The organism is Porphyromonas uenonis DSM 23387 = JCM 13868 (assembly GCF_000482365.1).
Taxonomy (GTDB): domain Bacteria; phylum Bacteroidota; class Bacteroidia; order Bacteroidales; family Porphyromonadaceae; genus Porphyromonas; species Porphyromonas uenonis.
Genome location: NZ_AXVC01000026.1, coordinates 19,413 through 40,819, shown reverse-complemented (window position 1 = coordinate 40,819; position 21,407 = coordinate 19,413). Strand labels below are relative to the sequence as shown.

Sequence of the window (21,407 nt, the reverse complement as noted above, 5' to 3'; positions counted from 1 at the left end):
ACCGGTCAGGCGTAGATAGTTACCACAAGCGTGACCAGCAGTAGCGTTAGCTCGGCAAAGCAGACGATAGCTCCCAGCACATCGCCCGTGTGTCCGCCGATACGTTTGTTGCTAATGCGCATGATCAGGAGCGTTTGTCCTATCATCAGCACAGGAGCCACGACAGCAGCTTGCCAAGGCAAGAGGAAGAGTGCCAAGAGCGCCCAGACAGCCGCAATGAGTAGCGTCTTCGTCGTGACCGCTTGTCGCAAATGCGTTGCCTTGCTCGCCTCGCCACTCTTGCGAGCGTAGGTCGAGAGACGCATCACGAGGAGAGGCATCCAGCGCGCCACCACAGCCATCGCAACGATCGTCCCGATGGCGGTCTCGTAAGGTATATATGTCAGCAGGACGACACGACTCATCAGGAGCATCACTAGACCCAGTATACCGTACACGCCCGTCGAGCTGTCCTTCATAATGCGTAGCGTCGTCTCCCTATCGTGATACCCTCCGAAGGCATCGCAATAGTCCGACAAGCCATCCTCGTGCATCCCGCCCGTGACGACTAAGCCAACGATCACACTCATCACAGCAGCCACGGTATTCGGCAGGTAGTAACCAACCAATGCGTAGATCCCCGCCATCAGCACTCCTACGATCGCGCCCAGCAGAGGAAAGTAGCGAAAAGACTCCCCCATCCGCTCCTCATGATACTCCACATGCCCCACTGGTATGCGGGTGTAGAAGAGCAGTGAGAGACGAAGTAGGTCCCACTCAGAGCGTATCGTGCGTAGCAAGTGCAAAGCCATAGGTCTAGAGTCTCTTTTCTTATTAGTCTACACGGCAAACCGCCGCATCGTCAAAGCCACGCATATTACTCATAAAGGCAACGGCCGACTGAATGATCGGATAGGCAACGAGAGCTCCCGTCCCTTCGCCGAGGCGCATCTCCAGCGATAGGATCGCCTCTCCGCCGAGGTAGTCAATCATCGCTTGATGTCCTGGCTCCTCGGAGGTGTGAGCGAAGAGCACATTGTCCACAATACGTGGCTCCATCTCGTGTGCCACCATAAAAGCTGAGGTAGCGATCACCCCATCCGCAAGGATTAGCATACCTCTCTTGTAAGCCTCTAGAACGCCTCCGCAGATAGCCGCTATCTCTAGTCCGCCCATCTGCGACAATAGCTCTATAGGGCTCTGCGGATTGTAGCGTGCAGCCACCGCCTCGAGCACCTTCGTCTTATGTTCTAGCCCCGAGCCACGCAGTCCCGAGCCTGGACCAATGATCGAGGCGATAGAGCGTCCCGTGATCTTGTGTAGGATCAGCGTTGCTGGCGAAGTGTTGCCGATACCCATTTCGCCAAAGGCTATCACATTAGACCCACGCTCCGCCTCTTGAGCGACACACTGGGCGCCAATCATCATCGCCTCAGCGCATTCCTCAGTCGTCATAGCTGGCTCGCGAAGCATATTGCGTGTGCCGTGCATCACCTTAGCCGACTCAATACGACAAGTCTCAGGGAAGTCGTAGTCGACGCCCACATCAATGACCCGCAGGCGAAAGCCATTTTGCCGAGCTAAGACACTACAAGCTCCTCCGCCCGAGACGAAGTTGATACATTGCTGCCAAGTAATCTCCTTAGGACAGGGGCTCACGCCCTCCTCGACGATCCCGTGATCCGCAGCCATCACCAGCAGCACGGGGTCGATCAGCTGAGGCGTCACGCTGTGCTGTATCATGCCCACCTTGTAGGCGATGCGCTCCAGTTGCCCCAGCGAACCCTTTGGCTTCGTGCGGCTGTCGATCCGCTCTTGTAGTGTTTCCTCAAAAGTCATCTTCTCTCTTCTCTCTATATAAGTCTGAAATAAGTTCCGTGCGCAAAGCTCTGCCAGAGACCATCAGGTAAGCCTCATCGGCCGTAGCAGAGATATATTGGTTGACCCACCCCTGTAGATCTACGAAAGCTCGAGACCCCGCATCAGGAGCGTGTAGGCTCATGCCGATCTCATTACTCACCACGATCAGCGTATCCGCCTTGCAGTGATGTAGCAGCTCCTGCCACTCACGACGCGCCTCACTGAGCGAAGCCTCAGCGTCAAACTCTAGGTCGCTGTAGATATTCGTAAGCCATAGCGTCACACAGTCTATCAGCACGACACGCCCAGCAATCTGCGTCTGGCTCAGATAGCGAGGCTCCTCGATGGTAGTCCACTCTGGCCCCCTGTCCGCTTGGTGACGCGCTATGCGACGCTCGAACTCCTCATCCCAGTGACGTGCCGTAGCCAGGTAGATAGGTCGATCCGAGAGCGAGCGCGCCAGTCGCTGTGCGTAGCCACTCTTACCACTGCGCTGGCCACCCGATATGTAGATCACTCGAGGGCGCTGGCAGAGCTTGCCATCCTCATATAGACGGTAGTCCCCATTCGGGAGGAAGGTGATCTCATCCACCTTAGCGAGCGGACCTCCCTGTAGCAGTGCCTCCAGCACCCTCATGGTAAAGCCGTGCCCCATAAGTAGCACCAGATCATCTGCGTTGCTATGCTTTTGTCTTAAGTCGTGTAGAAAGCTCTGTAGACGCTCCGCAATCGCCTCGACCGTCTCGATCTCAGGTGGCGCCTCCTCTAGTGGCGGAAGCTCTACAAAGGGATGCCCCTCCCATGGACCGAAGGAGCGCTCACGCAAGCGTCTGTCCAGCGTCAGGGGCGCCTTACAGCCACTCGTAGAGATCATCAGCTCAGCCGAGCGCTGCGCCCGCAGCTGATCACTACTATATATATGTGTGATGGGATACCCCTTCAGACGGTCACCCAGTTGCAGGCATTGCGCCACCCCTCGTCGGGTTAGCGTGCCAGCTGTCTGCCCCTGACAAATAGAGAGCAGGTTCTCCTCAGTCTCTCCGTGACGTGCTATAAGCAATCGCATAGATCAGTCTCTAGATTAAAAAGGCTCCTCTAGAAGCCTATTGCAAAGGTAGCGAAATTAGAGCTTAGAGATTGAGAGCTTACCCCCTATTTCCTATAGTTTTCCTATCTTTGGGGCAATAGAGTCTATCAATCTAACCAAACATTCCAATGAAATCAACTTACCTATATCTCTCTCTAGCTCTTCTGACGCTAACTCTCCTGACCTCTTGTGGTCCCGATGCAAACAAACCAACCCCCCAGCCAACGCCCGAGGTGGCGCACAACGTCTCTCTCGTCAACAAGCTCGATGGCAAGAAGTATCCCTCGGGGAAGACCATCGACTATGTCGCCTCTACATCTAAATCTGAGTTGCCTCCAATTGGGTATGGACCTGAGCTCTTCTTTAGCGTCCTTAAGACGGCTAAGTATACCGTCTCGCTGAAGTTTGAGGAGCCTATCTCTGGTGCTATCTGCTTTGGGGATAGTTGTCTACCCATTGATAATAGGGCTGACTACACTACGACTATAGATTTAATAGCAGATGGCGAGGAGAGTACCACTCTATTAAAGAAAAAGAACGAGTTGACATCTCTAGGCGTTCACTTCAAGCTCCCTACGCCTGTGGGTGAGACCTACAAAAACCGCTTGACCATCCAGCTCAAGCCTGCTGATGGTGGCGAGACGCTCTCCTGGACGGTTAACCTAGCCATAGCGGTCAAGTAATCTACACACAACTAACAGATACAGACATGAAGCATATTCTCACGATACTACTCTCCCTCATAGTAGTTACCCTAGCACAGGCACAGCTTCCACAGGTCGAGCTCAAGGATCTGCAAAACAATGTAGTCAACACGAGCGAGCTGAGCAACGAGGGCAAGCCCTTTATCATCTCCTTCTTCGCTACCTGGTGCAAGCCTTGTCTGCGTGAGCTCAAGGCGATCCACGAGGAGTATGTAGACTGGCAGGAGGAGACGGGCGTCAAGCTCATCGCTGTCTCCATCGATGAGGGGCAAAACGCTGACCGCGTCAAGCCTCTAGTCGATGCCTTAGGCTTTGAGTACGAGGTGCTCCTAGATCCCAATGGGGACTTCAAGCGAGCTATGAATGTCAACATGATCCCTCATGTCTTCGTCATCGATGGCAAGGGGCGCGTTGCATTCTCTCATAGTGGCTACACCGAGGGTGGTGAGCAGGAGCTCATCGCTAAGGTACGTGAGCTACTAGCCTCTGAGGAGTAGTCGCGGGACGCTCCGACACACTGCATCTATCATACATCCTCTCTTTAGATACTTATCACTAAACCTATGCGGCATTTCGTACAGCGTCTCTGCCTCCTCTCATGGCTCTCTATAGCTGGTCTTACCGTGCTCTCTGCGCAGAGCAAGAGCGACTGGAAAGCGTGGAACAAGTTCAAGCCCTCCTTTAGCGTGCAGAGCGATATGCTCTTCTCCCTAGACGATAAAGCTAGCGGATACGAGTCATGGATGGGCAATAGCTACATCACGGGCACCCTGCGCAACAACTACCTGGAGCTGGGACTACGCTACGAAGACTTGCTCCGCCCGATGCCGGGGCATGAGCCCGAACAGGGACGAGGCATACCGCACCTACACCTCAAGGGGTTCATTGGCAAGTATGGCGAGGTGACGCTGGGAGACTTCTACGATCAGTTTGGCTCTGGCATCCTCTTCCGTAGCTATGAGGAGCGCACGCTCGGCATCGACAATGCCGTGCGAGGTGTCCATGTAGCCCTCACACCCTACGATGGAGTACGACTCAAGGGCTTCACGGGACAGCAGCGCAACTACTTCGACCGCACCTTCTGCCTCTTTAACAAGGAGCGAGGCTTCATATCAGGAGGCGATGGCGAGCTGGCGATCCATCAGTGGGTGCCAGCGCTGCGAGACAATCGGATGACCCTCACACTAGGAGGCTCTTATGTCAACAAGGTGGAGGGCGATGAGGTCATCCCCGTAGAGACACCCGCTGGTATGACTGGGGCGATGCGGCTCAACCTGCCCCGTCAGGTGCATGCCTTCGGAGGGCGCGCTAAGTTTACACTCGGAGGCTGGGTGCTCAATGGCGAGTATGCCTACAAGAGTAGCGACCCCACAGCGAGCAACCACTACATCTATGCTCCTGGCTCGGTAGCGATGCTCTCAACCTCCTACTCACATCGTGGACTGAGCCTCCTACTACAGGCGAAGCGTAGCGAGAACTTTAACTTCCTCTCCGCACGCTCTTCCGTCGGTACGCCACTTCATATCAATCACCTGCCAGCTTTTACTGCTAATCACACCTATACGCTTGCAGCGCTCTACCCTTACGCAACCCAGCCCGAGGGTGAGTGGGCACTCCAGGGAGATGTGCGCTACACCATCCCGAGAGGTACCCTACTAGGTGGTAAGTACGGCACGGGTCTGCGGGTTAACTATGCACATGTACGAGGCCTCAAGAGCGTCGCTACCGACCGACTCCCGCTAGGTGCCGAGGAGAGCAAGCTCTACGGCACAGACGGCTACCAGCATCCCTTCTTTGGGATGGGAGAACTCTACTACTCCGACTTCAACTTCGAGCTAAGCAAGAAGTTCTCTCGCACGGTCTCTCTGACCTTCGAGTACTATCATCAGATCTACAACCAGCAGGTGGTCGAGGGACACGCGATCAATAACCCGCTCGTCTATAGCAACATCTTCGTCCTCGATGGCAAGTTTAGGCTAGCTCCTCGCTACACGCTACGCACCGAGCTACAATATCTATACAGTCGCCAGGCTGAGGGGAGCTGGCTCTTTGGGTTAGCCGAGCTATCCGTAGCGCCACACTGGATGCTCACCCTCTCTGATCAGTACAATATAGATGCAACCAAGGAGCACTACTACATGGGTTCACTCACCTACGCCAAGGGCAATCATCGCCTACAGCTCGGCTACGGACGTACGCGCGCCGGGATCAATTGCTCAGGTGGCGTCTGCCGCTATATGCCTGAGACGAAGGGAATATACCTAAGCTACAACGGATCCTTCTAGCGCTCCGCTACCTCATTCACGCATTTTGACTACAACATTGAGATGAAACTATCTATACGCTATACCCTCCTCTCGGTTCTAGCTTTGCTCCTCATGGTCTCTTGCAAGCCTATGCCTGAGAGCGAGCGACTCATCCCCAATGAGATCGAGACCACCAACGGGCGCGCCGTACTCATCGAGGACTACAGCGGTGTGGCCTGTATCAACTGCCCACGCGCGGCTCATACGATCTCCAAGGCTGCCGAGGCTCATGGAGACAAAGTCGTCATCGTAGCGCTCCACGGGAGCACCGCTGACATAGGCACTCTGCCCGAGGAAGACCCCAAGGAGCTATATAGCCCCGAGGCAGCGACCTATCTTGAGCGACTTCAGGCGGGTGGTTCGCTACCTGTCGCTACCTTCAACCGTCGTCCGATCACCAGCAACGGTGGCAAGCCCTTTAGTGGCAGCTTTACCCAGTGGCCTGGCGAGATGCAATCCTGCCTAAAGCTCCCGCAGCTTTACAAGATAGATCTGCAGGTCTCTGAGAGTAATCGCAAGGTGACGACTCGCTGCACCGCAACGGCTCTAGAGTCAGCTAACCAAGGGACAGCGCCCGAGCTATACCTACAGCTCTGGCTCATCGAGGACGACATCATAGCGCCTCAGCACCTCAGTGGAAGTAACAAAGCTGACGCTAACTACCAGCACAACCACATCTTCCGTCAGACGCTCAACGGCATCGACGGGGAGCCTTACCAGCTCGGTCAGAGCTATGACAAGACCAGCGCCATAGAGCGCGAGGTCATCGTGCCCGACCACTGCTCCGTCATCGCTATCCTCTACGACCACAAGACTGGCGAGGTCTACGAGGTCGCCAAGGCTCCACTCAAGGGTAACCCCACGAAATAACTAGAAAGCAAAAGCTCAATACGCATCAAACAGAACACTTATGAATAAACTAACTACTCGCTTAGCGCTAAGCATCACACTCGTTGGAGGCATGCTCCTATCAGCGACTCAAGCTACGGCACAGCAACAGCTCGTAGCGCCAACACTCCAACTCGTGGAGAGCTCTACCCCTAGCGAAGCCTCACAGCTCCGAGCAGGTGATCTACCTTTGATCACAACCTCTAAGTATGTCGCTACTGACATCTATGGGAAGAAACATGATATTGATGCCATCCTCAAGTCTGGCAAATCATTACTCATCGACTTCTCCGCTACATGGTGCGGCCCTTGCTGGGCACTACACAAGTCCGGAGTTTTGGATAGAATCTATGCCAAGTTTGGTCCCGAGGGTACGAAGGAGCTCGAACTCTTTTGGGTCGAGGCAGAGGGAGCCTCTAAAAGTAGGATCCAAGCTAGTGGCAAGGATTGGACCAAAGACAATATGGGCGAACCCATACCTTATGCCATTATCTCTGACTATCTCATGAATGGCAAGCTTGGCATCCCTGTGAAAGGCATACCCACAGTGGTTTTGATCAGCAAAGAGGGTAGGTGGACAGAGTGCCGTAAAGCCGTACAAGGAGATCTTACGCTTAAAGAGTTTGACAAGTTACTCACAAGCTTTATAACACAGGAGGATAAGCCCCAAGCACTGAAGCTATCTGGAGAGACAGACCTTTATTCTGGTGAGACCTACACGATGCGACTCTCCTACAAGACTATTTCTCCCGTTACTGCTGTCGACTGGAAAGCTCCAGAAGGTGTGACCCTCCAGAAGGTGAGCGACACAGAGTACAAGGTAACTGCAGACAAGGTTGGCTCTTATGAGATCGTAGCTACAGTAACCAATGGAAATGGAAGCTCCGAAGGTAAGGTTATCGTCTCCGTCTCCAAGCCCATTAGTAACTACCCATTTGTGTCTCGTATGGATGTCAAGAACAAGCTTGACAAGGGCTGGCGCTCCATCGACCATGATGGTGATGGTTTTGGCTTTGACTCCTTTATGGGCGAAGGCTACCTAGAGCGCCTCGCACTCAGCTTCACCAATTCAAACTACAAACCAGGTGCAGAGCATAGTGCAGACCATCTCATCTCGTGGGGTAAGTTCCTGCCTACGGCTACAAAAGACGGAGGTGTCGCCGGAGTTACCCTCCTAGGTAAAAAGATCGAACCCAAGAATGAGCTTCTCTCCGCACCTATGCTCATACCAGCTGATGCCGCAAAGCCAACCTTCTCGTGCTATATAGCCCGAGTCTTGGCGCAGGGAATGGCGAGGGTCTCTGACGAGGGGCAACCAGACCAGCTCAAGGTGATGGTCTCTGAGCTTAATGGTACGCCCGTAGAGTTACTGGTATCTCCACAGGCCGATGATGACTGGCAGCTCATCTCAGCAGACCTCTCTGCTTACAAGGGGAAGACGATCCAGCTCTCGCTAATCCCCGTAGTCAACGGAACAAGTGGTCTCTCTGTAGACCAGCTACGTGTCACTATGGATGGCAAGACCGATGTAGAGGCTCCTACGCTAAGCCTAGAGACGACTCTCTACCCGAACCCCGCCAGTGACTATGTCATCGTCCGCACACGTGTCGGCAGCACCATCGAGCTCTTTGCTACCGATGGCACGATGCTCTCCACGACGCAAGCTACGGGTGAGCGCACCACGATAGCCCTCGCACAGCTACCCGCAGGACGCTATATAGCACGCATCACCTCGCTAGAGGGTGAGGTAGTCTTCCGCCCACTCATCATCAAGTAAGGCTCCCCTGACAAGCTTACGATGGTCGCCCCAGCGGTGCCCTCGTAACGCAAACGGAGACTGTTGACTTTTGCAACAGTCTCAAGCAACTAACAAAGGCAGACCATCGAGACACACTGGGGCGTCTCGGTGGTCTGCCTTTGTTCTGCTCGTGTCTATACGAATCGCAACTAGCGTACGATCACCTTGGAGGTGTAGACCTGTAGATCACTCAAGAGGCGGATCACATAAACACCAGGCTCTAGCCGTGTCCCGACAGTCTTCGTGACGAGTGCTCCAGACATATCATATAGTTCGAAGGCGTCCACACGACCTAGGATAGTCAGGTAGCCATCTTCAGCTGTCACGACAGGAGCCTGTGCAGGAGCTACAGGTTCGTTGGCAAGCGAAACGCCTAGAGAGGCGGTCTCTGCAGTATATACATTACGTCTACTCATGAGACTGTTCTTGAGATTGTCATGAGCGAAAGCTACCACTTTACACTGATCTCTCTTCCACTTAGCGTCTAGTGTACCCTCTAGAGTTGTGGTAAAAGAGCCATCGTCAGCCGGGAGCAAGTGCTCCCCAAAGGCACCTGTCAGGAAGAGACGAGGGAGAGCATCGTGCTTATAGTTTGATCCTCCACTAACCTGTTGTATAGCCGGGACTCCATCCTCTGTAAGGATGACCGTCAGGTATAGATGCTCGGGATCGAAGGCTTTTTGGAAGGTTACGCCACTGACGACGACCTGGAGCTTGTCTCCTGTGATCGTCTGACTGATCTTGTCTATTCGGACACCTCGCTTCTCAGCCAGTAGTTTGTTGGTCCATTCAGCCGCGTTAAAGGATCTAGGGTACATAAGAAGAGATGTCTCCGACTGAGCAGTGCGATTGATCGCCATTGCTGGGATACCATCGTCTGGATCAAAGAAGTAGTTGGCAATCTGTGCAGTCTCCGGCAATGCAAAAGGATCTCTTAAATGATGCATCACATAGCTCACACGGAGACCAGCGTCTCTGAGACGCCTGAGTGCTTTACTGACATACGGGTCAGCGCCTGGACAGTTGGGACACCACTCTGCTGTAAATCGCTCGACTAGAACAGTCTCCCTGGGGATGGCATTTGCGTCGGTATCTCCAATACGGAAGGGCAAGTCGATACGTTGATTCGCAAAGAAGTTAGTCTTCCCATTAACCTTAGCTACAGCAAAGTGTACCGTACCAAGAGCTTCTTCCTCTGCAGGGATGTCAAAGGTATAACGACCCGTCTTCCCACTTTCTAGCTTTGTCGGGAGGGTATAAGGTATCGTCTTAAGCTCCCCCGTACCAAACTGATAGGTGAGATCAAAGGCTGTGATATCGCTCTCCCCGACATTGCGAATTGTGAGCTGCGTAGGAACTTTCTTCCCCTTCTCTACAGGGTTAAACGCTCCCGACACATCCACTACGTAAGCCGATGTTTGTAGCATCGCACTATCCTCAAGAGAGACAAAGTCGTAAACAGAGCCAAAGCCTGCGAGTTGCTCTTGCGCTGTGCACACAGTGGCTGCTAGTAAGAGGGTTAGGAGGTAGCTCCATAGAGTAGTCTTTCGTTTCATAAGCTAGAGTGTTTGATAAGTGTGATCTCCGTATGATGCTGAGGAAAGAGTGCTCAGGATCTCTGCTCGTCATGCCGAGAGAGAAGTTCCCTTGCCCCATCCCCACTTCGCTACGGAGGTGCATTCGTGGGGCAAATATAAGGTTTTCCATCGGTACACGCGGTATCTATGGGCATTAGCTCAGGGCAGGAGCATTGTAAAAATGAGCTCGTTTCATTTCCTACCTAGGAATTTCCAAAATTCCTACCTAGAAATTTGCCCAATAAGTACCTAGGAAATGGCAAATTCTTCGGACTTATTTTTTGATTCCTCCGAAGTTTCATTTGATTCCTCCGAAGTATTTTTTATTTCCTAGGTAGGAATTGGGCAAATTCCTAGGTACTTATTTGGGAAATTCCTAGGTAGGAAACGAGTGCCACCTCATTGGCCCCATTGTTTCAGCTGTATCGGAGGGGATGATGAGCGGGGGCGTGTCGAGGTTAGAACTGGAAGTAGATGAAGGGCTGCACGCCACTGCTCTGGAACTGGACGACGAGCAGCACGACGAGGGCGAAGAGGAGCGCCTGACCGATGAGCGGCATGCGACTGATGCTGCGCTCGAGGGGACGGAAAGCGCGCTGCGGGATGAAGTGCGCTACGAAGCCTAGCACGATGAGCGTCACGACGAGCCAGTAGCCCTCGATGAATTGCGGGATGATCTCTGGGTGAAACTCATACCGTATCATCTCAAACATTTGCCCGATGCCCTCCATCGTCGGCATGCGGAAGAAGATCCAGGCGAAGCAGACGAAGTGGAAGGTGAGTATCATCCCTAGGTAGCGTCTGAGCCGTCCCATGGAGGCTCCGTCAAGGCGTGCCCACGGGCAGATTTGCATATAGAGTTTGTGCAGGGCGAGCGCGACACCGTGCATACCGCCCCAGAGGATGAAGCGCAGGCTAGCTCCGTGCCACAGTCCACCGAGGAGCATCGTGATGAGGAGGTTGAGATAGGTGCGCAGACGACCACGACGACTGCCCCCGAGCGGTATGTAGAGGTAGTCCCGTAGCCAGGAGGAGAGGGAGATGTGCCAGCGTCGCCAGAACTCGGTGATGGTGGCAGAGCGGTAAGGTGAGTCGAAGTTGATATTGAAGCGGAAGCCGAGCCAGAGGGCTATGCCGATAGCCATATCGGAGTAGCCGGAGAAGTCGCAGTAGATCTGGAGGGCGTAGCCGTAGATGGCCATGAGGTTTTCGAAGCCACTGTAGAGGGTGGGGGCATCGAAGACACGGTCTACGAAGTTGAGCGAGATATAGTCGGAAATGATCGCCTTCTTGATGAGCCCCGAGAGGATCAGGAAGAGCCCCTCGCCAAACTCTTGCTGGGTAACTCGTATCGGTCTATAGATCTGCGGGATAAAGTCTTTGGCACGTACGATAGGTCCCGCCACGAGCTGGGGAAAGAAGGAGACGTAAAAGAGGTAGTCCACCCAGCGTCTCAGCGGGCGTATCTCGCCTCGGTAGATGTCGATGACGTAGCTGAGCGACTGAAAGGTGAAGAAGGAGATGCCGACGGGGAGGAAGATATCTAGCGGGCCTAGCTGTGTGGTGGTTATTTCGCTGACTCCTACCAATCCCCCGATCCACTGTACGAGCGGGGTGAAGAGCTCCAGGAGGAAGTTGGTATACTTAAAGTATCCAAGCATTCCGAGGTCGAAGCAGAGGGAGAGGATGAGCCAGCGTCGCTTGACTTTGCGCTTAGGGGCGGCCGCTATGAGGTGTCCGACAATGAAGTCGACCGTGGCGGTCATGATGAGGATGAGCGCGTAGTAGCCACTGCTCTTGTAGTAGAAGAAGAGCGAGAAGCAGACTACGTAGATGATTCGCGCCAAAGTGTGCCTACGCAGTAGGTAGTAGAGCGGTAGGAAGAGCAGGAAGAGGACCAAAAAGAGTCCACTATTGAAGAGCATCGGAGCTGCGCTGTCGTAGGTGAGTAGCTCGGCAGCTCGTGAGAGATAGGGGGTGAGCATACGATTAGTCTTCGGAGGCTTGAGGGGTAACGTGTGTGTCGCGCTGGCGCCACTGCTCATAGTTGGCTTGGAGGGCTGTGGCGATGGCCTCTCCTACCTTATTATAGCCAGCAGCGGTCAGGTGGACGCGGTCACCTGAGAGGATGCCATCGGAGAGCAATCGCCCTGCTCCCGCAGCTCCGCCGAAGTGGGCGAAGAGGTCGATGTAGCCACAACCGAGCTCTCGAGCTTGCTGCTGCAACTCGTCAGCAACGAGCTGACAATTGGCATTAGCACGGTAGGTGGTGCGGTAGACGGTGCGACGACGTCTACGCTTGCGACGACGTCTTTTGTGAGCTGTGCGAATCTTCTGATAGTTGGCCAGAGGCGAAGTGAGGACGATGGCACAGTCAGGATTGCTCGCTCGGAGGCTTTGGACCAGTCGAGCAACCTCTGCGCCAAAGTTGTTGCGATCGAAGTTTCTCGAGAGCGACTCATTGGTACCCAGTGAGAGGATGATCAGCCGAGGGCGCAGGACAGCGACGGAACTGGCGAAGGTGCCCTTACTGTAAGTGTAGTAGGTGGCTCCGTTGTAACCGATGGTATGGACGAGCGCACCGCCACTACTGCGCTCTAGGCTGGCGCCATACCAGACAGCCGAGGCGGGCGCGGTCACCTCAGCCGAGCTGACGTAGCGACCCACGAGGAGCGTGTCGGTGACGATAGGCTCTCTAGTCAAGGTGTCCTGAGCGAGCGCGTGGGGGCTATTGCCAGACAAGGTAAAGGGCTCCGTCTCCCGCTGGCGATAGATGACGATGCGGTCGAAAGTTTGTCCGCCACCACACTGGAAGGTGTAGGTGATGGCACCGCTTCTCTTCGTTTGCAGCACCATCCCTGTAGGGCTCTCCCGGTCGTAGTCTCTCTCGGTGATCTTAACGCCAGAAGTGCCAGCAGAGGAGGCACGTACATTGGTGTAGATAGGCGGATTGGTCCCCAGCAGGCGAAAGGGAGCGACCCAGCCGAGCCCACCATCGCCCCAGCGCTGCGCAAAGCTCTTGCGGATTGGCATGGTGAAGTGTCCAGCCTGTATGTGCGAATCGCCAAGATGAATGACTGAGACGGTCTGTGCGGTAGCCTTCGCCTGGTCACAAGCGGACCAAAGCTGATCGAGGTACCCGTCGGGGGCTACGAGCTGTGGCTTCCTTTGTGCCAAGAGCGTCTGCGCCAAGAGGAGCAGGATCCCGACGAGGGTACAACTGACACGTATAACTCTATTTGCTCTCATCGCCTATCAAGTCTGCAGTGAGTAGCTTGGCGAGCTGCGTACCGCCCGCCATGGAGATGTGGGTGTAATCTTTTGCGGCCCAGCCTTTGTCTACAAAGCCTTTGATGCCACCGAGCGAAGCCATCGCCTCATGCGTATTCCAAAAGAGGAGGCCGTAGCGCTGCGCTAGACGGTGCTGTATGCGGAGCACCCGAGCCACCCCATTGAGCGGATGGATCTCGCCCTCGTGGAGGGTGGCGCGGTCGGAGAGCGACATGAGGAGGATGGTGGCGTGGGGGTAGAGCTGCTGGATATGCTCGATGCTCTTAGCCATGGCAGCGTAGTACCAGTCGTAGCTGTCGTTATTGTCCTCAGGGCTTAGCACGTTGAGCCCATAGGAGAGGATGATCAGGTCGTAGGGGCGGAAGCGTGAGAGCTGTGCCGTCAGGCCTGAGGAGACGGCATTGAGCTTCGCACCAGAGGAGCCGCGGAGACTGTAGTTGTCCACGGAGATACCTGTCGCACCGTCGAAGCAGACACCATAAAAGCGTGTGCCATCGCCACCCTCGGTGGTTAGATCAAACTGCTTGATCGCACCGCGCGGGAAGGTGTACTCGGCCAGGGCGCCGTGGCTAGCGGGCAGCTCGGCGTGCTGACGCTCGCCTCCGTTGATGCCGTAGGTGATGGCGACGGGTATCGTGTCGCTGACGTAGTGGAGCGTGACACGATCGGCTGCGCCCCTTAGCTTGTAGCTTGTGGAGGCGCTGGCGGTAGCTGTGGTAAAGGCTTCCGCAAGGGTGAAGAGACTACGGGACTTACTCTTATTGGCTGAAGTTTCCCGCCAAGCTCCCTCAAAGCGTTGCTGGATGCTTTTCCTAAAGCGTACCACAGGCGAGGTGAGCGGTACGTAGCCGACGCCTTTGCCGCCATACCTCTGCTGGAGCGCCTGGCGAAAGGGTGCCACCAAGATGTCGCCCTCGATAAAGGAGTCACCGACGAAAGCGATACGCACACTCCTCGAGTGTCCCTCCTGCAGCGCAGCGCGCAGGTGTCGCAATGCACTCTGCCCCTCGGAGTAATCCATCAGACGACTGGAGAGCTCTAGCGGTGGAAGGGTGTCTGTCATCACGCCCTCGCTACTCGTAGAGTCGGCGGGGCGAAGCTCCGTAGCGGTCGTATCGTTTGCCGTCTGCAATGGTATGGAGAGCGTCTCGTACGACTGGCTCGCCGTCGTGTCGAGGAGGTCACTCAGCGGGTTGAACTCCTTGAACTGGTAGCCAGCAATCGGCCCGACAGCGACGAGTAGCTCCGACAGTCCGTACGCTAGCAGCCCGCCAATGAGTAGTAGCCCGAAGCTACGGTAGAGATGATTTCTCCTTTTCATGAACTATAGAAGGCTTATCGCCGCTCTGCCTCCGCCTCTTTGCGTCGCGCCTCTTGGAGTAGCTTGTCCGCCTCAACGAGCTGATCGTAGAAGTGCGCCCCAAAGGCAGCTATCAGGGGCTCACGAACGAACTGGTAGACCTTGATGCCGAGCTTGCGCCCTCGCTCCACGGCTGCCTGACAGATGTCCCAGCGGTCATAGTGTAGCGAGGAGAAGTACTTGAACTGACGCACACGGATCGGGTAGAGGCGACAGCTAATCGGCTTCTCGAGATGAATCTCTGGATGGGTCGAGGCATACCATTCGATGGCACAGCGCACTCCCTCGGGGGGCGTGGGGTGGAGCGTGAAGGCGCAGTTCTCACCGTTGACTATGGAGAGAACCTGTTCGCCAGTCATATCAATGTAGCTGACCCCTTGATGATGGAGTATCTCACACGCCTCGGGAGCGAGATGTGGTTCAAGGAGCGAGAGGTGGCGTCGGTAGCTTTGGCACTCACGCGCTGTGGCTGGAGGGCCCGCATCGCCGTGCACACAGCAGGCGCCACGGCATACAGCGTAGTCGCAGGCGAAGTACTCCTCGAGGATCTCGAAGCTCACCACCTTGTCGTCAATCTGTATCACAGCTCTGCTGGCGTTAAGGTTATCATCAGTGCTTTGCCCTCGCCTGGTGCTACGCTCAGCGGGAGCGTCTCGGCGGGGATTAGTAAAGCTTCGTGGGGAGCGAGTCGCCACGTCTCACTTTCGTCACCGCATAGCGCAAGAGTTCCTGAGATGCCCACGAGGATCGCACAGCTCGCCCCGTCTGTCGTGATGGTTTGAGAGAGATCTGGCTTAGCCGTCACCTCGTGACAGACGAAGCGTGGCGTGCCGAGAGGCAAGTGGCGAGCGTCCAGCCGATGTGGCTCTAGCGTGGCACTGCGCAGCGCCTCGTCAATGTGTAGCCTCCTCTTGGCGCCCTCGTCGTCCACTCGGTCGTAGTCGTAGAGGCGGTAGGTAATATCGCTCGTGTCCTGCACCTCGATGAGCATCGTCCCCGCACCGAGTGCATGGATCGTGCCAGCGGGTAGAGCGATCGCTTCGCCACTCCTCACGGGCTCCCAGTGCAGGTAGTCCATCAGCGTAGCGCGCTTGGTGATGTCTCGCAAGGCGTCGGCGCTCATCGGTTCGGTTAGTCCGAGGCAGATACGGCTCGTTGGCTCCGTCTCTAGGAAGTACCATATCTCATCTTTGCCGCCCTCCTGTGGCGACGGGTGCACCTGCACCGAGAGGTCGGTCGCAGCGTCCAGTAGTTTGATCAATAAGGGGAAAACGCCTCCGCAACGTGCCGTCTGTCCTTGCCCTAGTAAGCGATCGCCATAGCGTGCTACCAAAGCATCTAGCGAAGCTCCCTCGTAGTCATCCCCCTCAGTAGGGGTCTCCTGCCCTGCGAGTGCCGAGAGTAGCCACACCTCGCCGACCTGCTGATCCCCTCCTGTAGGGGCCAGGCGACCGCCACCCCATATCTTGTGATAGTATTGGGGTGTACAGCGAATTGGTGTGAGCTTACGAGACATATTATTAACGAGCCGACGGCACTACTCCACTTCGTCCTCTGGTTGCTCCTCTGCACGGCGCTTCTGCTCGGTGCGGTAGCGCTGATGCCATATCCAGGCGAGGAGAGCAATCACCACGAGCGTGCCTATACTGGAGCCGACACGAATCCAGTCAAAGGGGGTGCGCTGCAGGATCCATACCCACACGTTGAGGGCGATCCACCAGATGAGGAGGAAGTAAAGCTTGATGCGGTCTCTGCGAAACATGGCTAAGCTTTCTTCTCGGGAGGCACCTGACGTACGTAGTGCGCCATCTCGTGGGGGATGATCATCGAGAGCTCCATAAAGCCAGCGTACTCTCCATTTTCGTACCAGGGGATCTGGTAGATGAGCTTCTTCTTGTCTCCCTTTGTGATGGTGTAGACATGCTTCGTCTGGTGCTCCATCATGTTGGCCAGCATCGAGCGTGCTGGCTCGGGGTGGCAGTCGAGGACATTCTTGCCGATCAAGCTTTGACCGGGCTTGAGATTGACCTGACGCGACTGCTCGTTCATTTCTATAATGCGTCCTTCACGGTCACAGATCGTGACCGCTACGTCTGCCTCTTCAAAGAATGGTATCATGCGATTGTATCAATTAGTCGTGATGGTAAGGCTCTCCCCGTAGTATCGTGCAGGCTCGGTAGATCTGCTCGACAGCAAAGAGACGCACCATCTCATGCGTTAGCGTCAAGCGACTGAGCGACCAAGCTTGCTGTCCGTAGCGCTGCTTGAACTCAGGCGTAAAGCCATAAGGTCCGCCCACCACTAGGAGGAGTCGCTTGGCACCGCTATTCATATAGCGCTGTAGCTGCTCCGCCCACTGACGGCTCGTGTACTCCTTGCCACGCTCATCCAGCAGGACCACCAGATCACTCGGTGCGATCACAGATGCGATCGCCTCGCAGGTTGCCTGTTGTTGATTAGCTATGGAGGCTTGCTGCTTACGCCGCTTGGGGTCGGGTAGCACCTCTAGATCGAAGGGTATATACCCCCCGATGCGCTGCCGATACTCCTCTATAAGGCGGTGTAGCTCTGGCGAAGAGGTCTCACCCACTACGAGGAGTGTCGTACGCATAACTATTAACTATGTAAGGCTAACTCTTAGAAAGGTAGGTCGTCAGCGTTGTCACCAGCGGCTGGGTCGAAGGAACCGCCAAACTGATTCTGCGCACCAGCCTCAGGAGCTTGCGAAGCGAAGCCCGTGCTAGGAGCGTCACCCTCTACGTAAGGAGCTTTGCCTGCAAAGGGGTCAGCCTCTGGCGCAGCGGCTGCTGCCTGGTCTGCCTTGGAGACACTGTAAGCAGTCACATCTGTGTACCAGCGCTCCATATACTCACGGCTCTCTACGTCAAAGCGAACCTCAACCAGGTCACCCTCCGTCAGTGGGAACTCGTCGATACGGTTGTTCCAAATATTGAAGCAGATGGTGCGTGGGTACTGAGCTTCAGTCTCAATGACAAAAGCGCCCTTGCGCCAAGCGTTGCCCGACTTACTGACCCCCTCCTGTACGGGGAGGATACGTATGACGGTGCCTCTTGCGATGAGTGGATTGGGACGATTATTGTTGCTGTCCATATCTAGTCTATAAGTTATTTAGTTATTAGTCGGTTGTGGATAGTGCTATCGGAGTGTCGGGGCAAAGCCTATGATCTCTCTGACCTCTTCGATCGTCTTGCGAGCGCTCTCACGCGCTTTCATAGCGCCCTCGGTAGCCACCTTGTGTAGCTGAGCCTTGTCGCTAGAGAGCTCTAGGATCCGCTCACGGATCGGGGCTATCGCTGCGATCAGGTCTGCCGCCAGCTGCTTCTTCAGATCCCCATAGCGTATCGAGCAGTCCGCATAGCATTGGCGAAAGTGTGCCACCGTCTCAGGCGTAGAGACCAGATCCATAATGGTAAAAAGGTTCTCCACAGGCTCCGAAGGCTTGCTATTTGGCTCCGTAGGACCCGCGTCCGTCACGGCGCGCATTACCTTCTTAGAGATAGACTTATCGTCCTCATAGAGGTAGATCGCATTGCCCTCGCTCTTGCCCATCTTGCCCGAGCCATCGAGCCCAGGCACCTTGATCGGCTTAGACATAGCGGTCCACGAGGCAGGCTCCGTAAAGTACTCCACCCCGTAGATCGTGTTAAAGCGACGGGCGAAGCGACGCGCCATCTCCATGTTTTGCTCCTGATCCTTGCCCACAGGCACCTTGACAGCACGCTGCAGTAGGATGTCAGCCGCCATCAGCGTTGGGTAGGTCAGCAGACCCGCATTGACATTGTCTGGCTGCTTGCGCGCCTTCTCCTTAAAGGTTGTCGTGCGCTGTAGCTCCCCCAGATAAGCATTCATATTGAGGTACAGGTAGAGCTCCAGCACCTCCGGCACATCGCTCTGACGGTAGAGGACCACCTTGCTCGGGTCCAGGCCACAGGCGAGGTACTCAGCGAGGATCGTATCCGTATCCTGTACGATGTCTCCTGGGTGGGGGTGCGTCGTCAGCGAGTGCCAGTCAGCGATGAAGAAGTAGCAATCGTACTGCTCCTGCATCTCTAGGAAGCTACGCATAGCTCCGTAGTAGTTGCCTATATGTAGATGACCGGTAGGGCGTATACCGCTGACGACTCGTTCCATACTGATTCTGTTCTCTCTATTTATTGTATAGCTATAGCACAAAGGTAGTACTTTTTGCGCTCTTGGAGCAACTGTGTAGGATCGTAATGACAAAGCCTTCGCGTCACACTTTGTAGTGAGTGTGGGTGTTCAAGTCTTTGGCGACTGCCTAAATTGCTAAGCCCAAATGTCAGAATACCAATAACTGGGTATGGAAAAGCTCGTCGCACCTAGCATCGTTGAGATACCTTTGGAGATCCAAATGCGGAGAGGACAATGCTGAAGGCTTTACCATCAGCAGCTAGCCCCTCTCCCGCTAGATCCATCTACATACAGTAAAAACAAGTTGATATGAAACGTACTTTTATCGCCCCGCTACTCACGCTCGGGCTACTGCTCTGGGGGCTGCTGGCTCTTCCCGCCAAGGGGACTGCACAGACTCCATCAGACGCTGCCACCACAGCACTTAGACAGTCTCAGGGCTGCTACATCAAGCTCACCACGTCACGCGCTGTCGGCGAGACCATCGATATGAAGCTCATCTCTGTCAATCCTAGACTCAAAGACATAACCATCGAGGGTGTCAAAGAGGCTCCCCAGATCGGCAATAAGAAGGTGAAGTACACACTCACCAGTCAGACCATCGTACTGAGAGGATCTATCCAGAGCTTTGACTGTGGCAAGAGTCAGATTACTAAGGTCGAGTTAATCCAGTGTCCTACGCTCGAGAGCTTCTTCCTCGGAGATAACCAAATTTCCGAGCTGGACTTCACCGCCTGTGTCAAGCTGACGAACTTCAATTGCTACAACAATCAGCTCACCGCGCTGGATCTCACGCCACTTAAGAAGCTCAAATGGTTCAACTGCTACGGCAATAAGCTCACCAAGCTAGACTTAACCTCCTGTCCTGGAGTCTCAGCCATCCGCTGCCAAGACAACCAGATCTCCGAGATAGTTATTCCTCAGGGCTCGCTCCTCTCTGCTATTGACTGCTCTAAGAACCAGCTCGCCAAGCTAGACATGTCTCACTGTACCAAGCTCAGAAGTCTCAACTGCAGTGACAACCTACTCACAGAGCTAGACCTCTCACACAGTCCAGCTCTGGACGAACTCGTCTGCTACAACAATAAGATACGAGGCGAGGCTATGACCCAGCTTATCAAGAGTCTCGCTGACCGCTCGCAGAAGACTACCAAGGGCAAGCTTAAGGTACACTTTAACCCCACCCAGCGACCTCAAGATGGCAATGTATGCCTTAAGAGTGACGTCGCTCTTGCGACCAGCAAGCACTGGGTCGTATCCTATGCTGATCAAGAGTTAAAAGACCCAGCCTACGAAGGCGAAGAGGCTCCACTCAATGGTTCCATCACCCTCACCACGAGTCGCCCCATAGGTCAGAAGATCTCTCTAATGATCAAGGCTGAGGACGACTTCACCATCGAGGGGGTCGATGGAGTACCTTTTGATGGATCCTATATCAAGTACACCCTCACTAGTCAGACCATTACCATACGTGGGCGCATCACACAGCTCGCTTGCTGGGGTAATGATCTCACAGCTATCTCTCTTGAGAACTGCCAGGATCTGACGATACTAACCTGCTCATCCAATAAGTTGACCTCTCTAGACCTCTCGCACTGCCCCAAGCTCTCACTCCTAGCCTGTGCTAGGAATCAAATCAAAGGCGATGCCATGAAAGCTCTCGCTGAGAGTCTCCCTGATAGGAGCAACACACAGCCTGGGCTCTGGCAGGTGCATAAGTCTCTAGACAAGATAGCCGAAGATGGCAACATATGTCTCAAGAGCGACGTAGCCATTGCGACGCAACGGGGGTGGCGAGTCGTCTTCTCAGAGACCAACGAGGACTATCCTGGAGCTGATCCCAGCACATCAACCTATACGGTAGACCTCAAGATCGGCACTGGCGGTACAGCCTCTATCACAGGCTACTCAGACCTCAAGGCAGTCCCCCTGGGGACCACGCTTACAGTCGTTGCATCCCCAGATGAGGGATACAAGCTCGCGCAGATACTTGTCAATGAGGTAGACCGCACCGAGAGCAAGAGCTTTGTCGTCAAGAAACCAACGATAGTCCAGGTGACCTTCCAGAAGGTAGATCGCATCGAGCACGTCACAACTTCAGCTTTAGAGATTTACCCCAACCCCGTCACAGACTATCTACTCGTACGAGGTGGAGCTAGCGATGCCCTACTACAGCTATACGATGCTACGGGAGCGCTCGTCCTAACAGGTCAGACCAACAGCCAAGGCACCGCCACGCTAGCACTAAGCTCCATCCCTAGCGGGCTGTACATCCTAGTCGTAGGCGACCAGCCTATCTCCGTCCTAATCGCCAGGTAGAGCAAGACCAAACCTACGATCACCCTAAAAGAAGGGAGACGCTCCACTGGAGTGTCTCCCTTCTC

20 protein-coding genes and 1 pseudogene are annotated in these 21,407 nt (G+C 54.9%); 6 read left to right on the top strand and 15 right to left on the bottom strand.

The features are described from left to right. Positions 1-5 precede the first annotated feature (5 nt). The 4 genes and pseudogenes from cobS to L215_RS10300 form a co-directional block, all read right to left on the bottom strand. Positions 6-791, bottom strand: coding sequence for an adenosylcobinamide-GDP ribazoletransferase (gene cobS, locus L215_RS0102600; RefSeq protein ID WP_025883929.1), 786 nt, complete (start codon positions 789-791; stop codon positions 6-8). A gap of 22 nt (positions 792-813) precedes the next feature. Further along, positions 814-1,818: a nicotinate-nucleotide--dimethylbenzimidazole phosphoribosyltransferase gene (gene cobT, locus L215_RS0102595; protein ID WP_025883932.1), complete on the bottom strand. Its 1,005-nt coding sequence runs from the start codon at positions 1,816-1,818 to the stop codon at positions 814-816. Continuing rightward, on the bottom strand, positions 1,808-2,356 hold the full coding sequence (locus L215_RS10305) for a bifunctional adenosylcobinamide kinase/adenosylcobinamide-phosphate guanylyltransferase (RefSeq protein ID WP_051541065.1): 549 nt from the start codon (positions 2,354-2,356) through the stop codon (positions 1,808-1,810). The genes cobT and L215_RS10305 overlap by 11 nt, the downstream gene beginning before the upstream one ends. A gap of 60 nt (positions 2,357-2,416) precedes the next feature. After that, a pseudogene (locus L215_RS10300) lies at positions 2,417-2,905 on the bottom strand (histidine phosphatase family protein); the annotation flags it as partial. 149 nt (positions 2,906-3,054) lie between these two features. Here L215_RS10300 and L215_RS0102585 point away from each other — a divergent pair. From L215_RS0102585 to L215_RS0102565, 5 genes are all read left to right on the top strand, one after another. Next, entirely contained in the window at positions 3,055-3,609 is a 555-nt protein-coding gene (locus tag L215_RS0102585) for a hypothetical protein (protein WP_025883933.1), read from the top strand. Between the two features lie 26 nt (positions 3,610-3,635). Next, positions 3,636-4,127, top strand: a complete 492-nt coding sequence (locus L215_RS0102580; RefSeq protein ID WP_025883934.1) for a TlpA family protein disulfide reductase — start codon at positions 3,636-3,638, stop codon at positions 4,125-4,127. A gap of 66 nt (positions 4,128-4,193) precedes the next feature. Further along, positions 4,194-5,915: a DUF6029 family protein gene (locus L215_RS0102575; RefSeq protein ID WP_027451292.1), complete on the top strand. Its 1,722-nt coding sequence runs from the start codon at positions 4,194-4,196 to the stop codon at positions 5,913-5,915. Positions 5,916-5,957: 42 nt separating this feature from the next. Further along, a complete protein-coding gene (locus L215_RS0102570; RefSeq protein ID WP_025883935.1) occupies positions 5,958-6,806 on the top strand; it encodes an Omp28 family outer membrane lipoprotein in 849 nt (282 codons plus the stop codon). A gap of 40 nt (positions 6,807-6,846) precedes the next feature. Further along, a complete protein-coding gene (locus tag L215_RS0102565) occupies positions 6,847-8,601 on the top strand; it encodes a T9SS type A sorting domain-containing protein (RefSeq protein WP_025883937.1) in 1,755 nt (584 codons plus the stop codon). 170 nt (positions 8,602-8,771) lie between these two features. On the opposite strand, the gene L215_RS0102560 is transcribed toward L215_RS0102565, so the two are convergent. The 11 genes from L215_RS0102560 to trpS form a co-directional block, all read right to left on the bottom strand. Beyond that, positions 8,772-10,178, bottom strand: coding sequence for an Omp28-related outer membrane protein (locus L215_RS0102560; RefSeq protein ID WP_027451291.1), 1,407 nt, complete (start codon positions 10,176-10,178; stop codon positions 8,772-8,774). A 479-nt stretch (positions 10,179-10,657) separates the two neighbouring features. Further along, positions 10,658-12,184, bottom strand: a complete 1,527-nt coding sequence (locus tag L215_RS0102555; protein ID WP_027451290.1) for an MBOAT family O-acyltransferase — start codon at positions 12,182-12,184, stop codon at positions 10,658-10,660. Positions 12,185-12,188: 4 nt separating this feature from the next. Beyond that, on the bottom strand, positions 12,189-13,448 hold the full coding sequence (locus L215_RS0102550) for a GDSL-type esterase/lipase family protein (protein WP_027451289.1): 1,260 nt from the start codon (positions 13,446-13,448) through the stop codon (positions 12,189-12,191). Beyond that, positions 13,435-14,811: an SGNH/GDSL hydrolase family protein gene (locus L215_RS0102545; RefSeq protein ID WP_025884286.1), complete on the bottom strand. Its 1,377-nt coding sequence runs from the start codon at positions 14,809-14,811 to the stop codon at positions 13,435-13,437. Before L215_RS0102545 ends, L215_RS0102550 begins: the two co-directional genes overlap by 14 nt. 14 nt (positions 14,812-14,825) lie before the next feature. Continuing rightward, a complete protein-coding gene (locus L215_RS0102540; protein WP_025884288.1) occupies positions 14,826-15,434 on the bottom strand; it encodes a DUF3109 family protein in 609 nt (202 codons plus the stop codon). Then, entirely contained in the window at positions 15,431-16,366 is a 936-nt protein-coding gene (locus tag L215_RS0102535) for a type I phosphomannose isomerase catalytic subunit (protein ID WP_025884289.1), read from the bottom strand. The genes L215_RS0102540 and L215_RS0102535 overlap by 4 nt, the downstream gene beginning before the upstream one ends. 21 nt (positions 16,367-16,387) lie before the next feature. Then, on the bottom strand, positions 16,388-16,612 hold the full coding sequence (locus L215_RS0102530) for a hypothetical protein (protein ID WP_007364915.1): 225 nt from the start codon (positions 16,610-16,612) through the stop codon (positions 16,388-16,390). Positions 16,613-16,614: 2 nt separating this feature from the next. After that, positions 16,615-16,968 (bottom strand): PAS domain-containing protein, encoded by a 354-nt coding sequence (locus L215_RS0102525; RefSeq protein ID WP_007364914.1) that lies wholly within the window; start codon positions 16,966-16,968, stop codon positions 16,615-16,617. A gap of 13 nt (positions 16,969-16,981) precedes the next feature. Further along, positions 16,982-17,461, bottom strand: coding sequence for a 23S rRNA (pseudouridine(1915)-N(3))-methyltransferase RlmH (locus L215_RS0102520; protein WP_007364912.1), 480 nt, complete (start codon positions 17,459-17,461; stop codon positions 16,982-16,984). 26 nt (positions 17,462-17,487) lie between these two features. Further along, positions 17,488-17,961, bottom strand: coding sequence for a DUF3127 domain-containing protein (locus L215_RS0102515; RefSeq protein ID WP_025884292.1), 474 nt, complete (start codon positions 17,959-17,961; stop codon positions 17,488-17,490). 45 nt (positions 17,962-18,006) lie between these two features. Beyond that, positions 18,007-19,002 (bottom strand): tryptophan--tRNA ligase, encoded by a 996-nt coding sequence (gene trpS, locus L215_RS0102510; protein WP_025884293.1) that lies wholly within the window; start codon positions 19,000-19,002, stop codon positions 18,007-18,009. Positions 19,003-19,332: 330 nt separating this feature from the next. Here trpS and L215_RS0102505 point away from each other — a divergent pair, with 330 nt between their 5' ends. Next, on the top strand, positions 19,333-21,342 hold the full coding sequence (locus L215_RS0102505; protein ID WP_027451288.1) for a T9SS type A sorting domain-containing protein: 2,010 nt from the start codon (positions 19,333-19,335) through the stop codon (positions 21,340-21,342). Positions 21,343-21,407 lie beyond the last annotated feature (65 nt).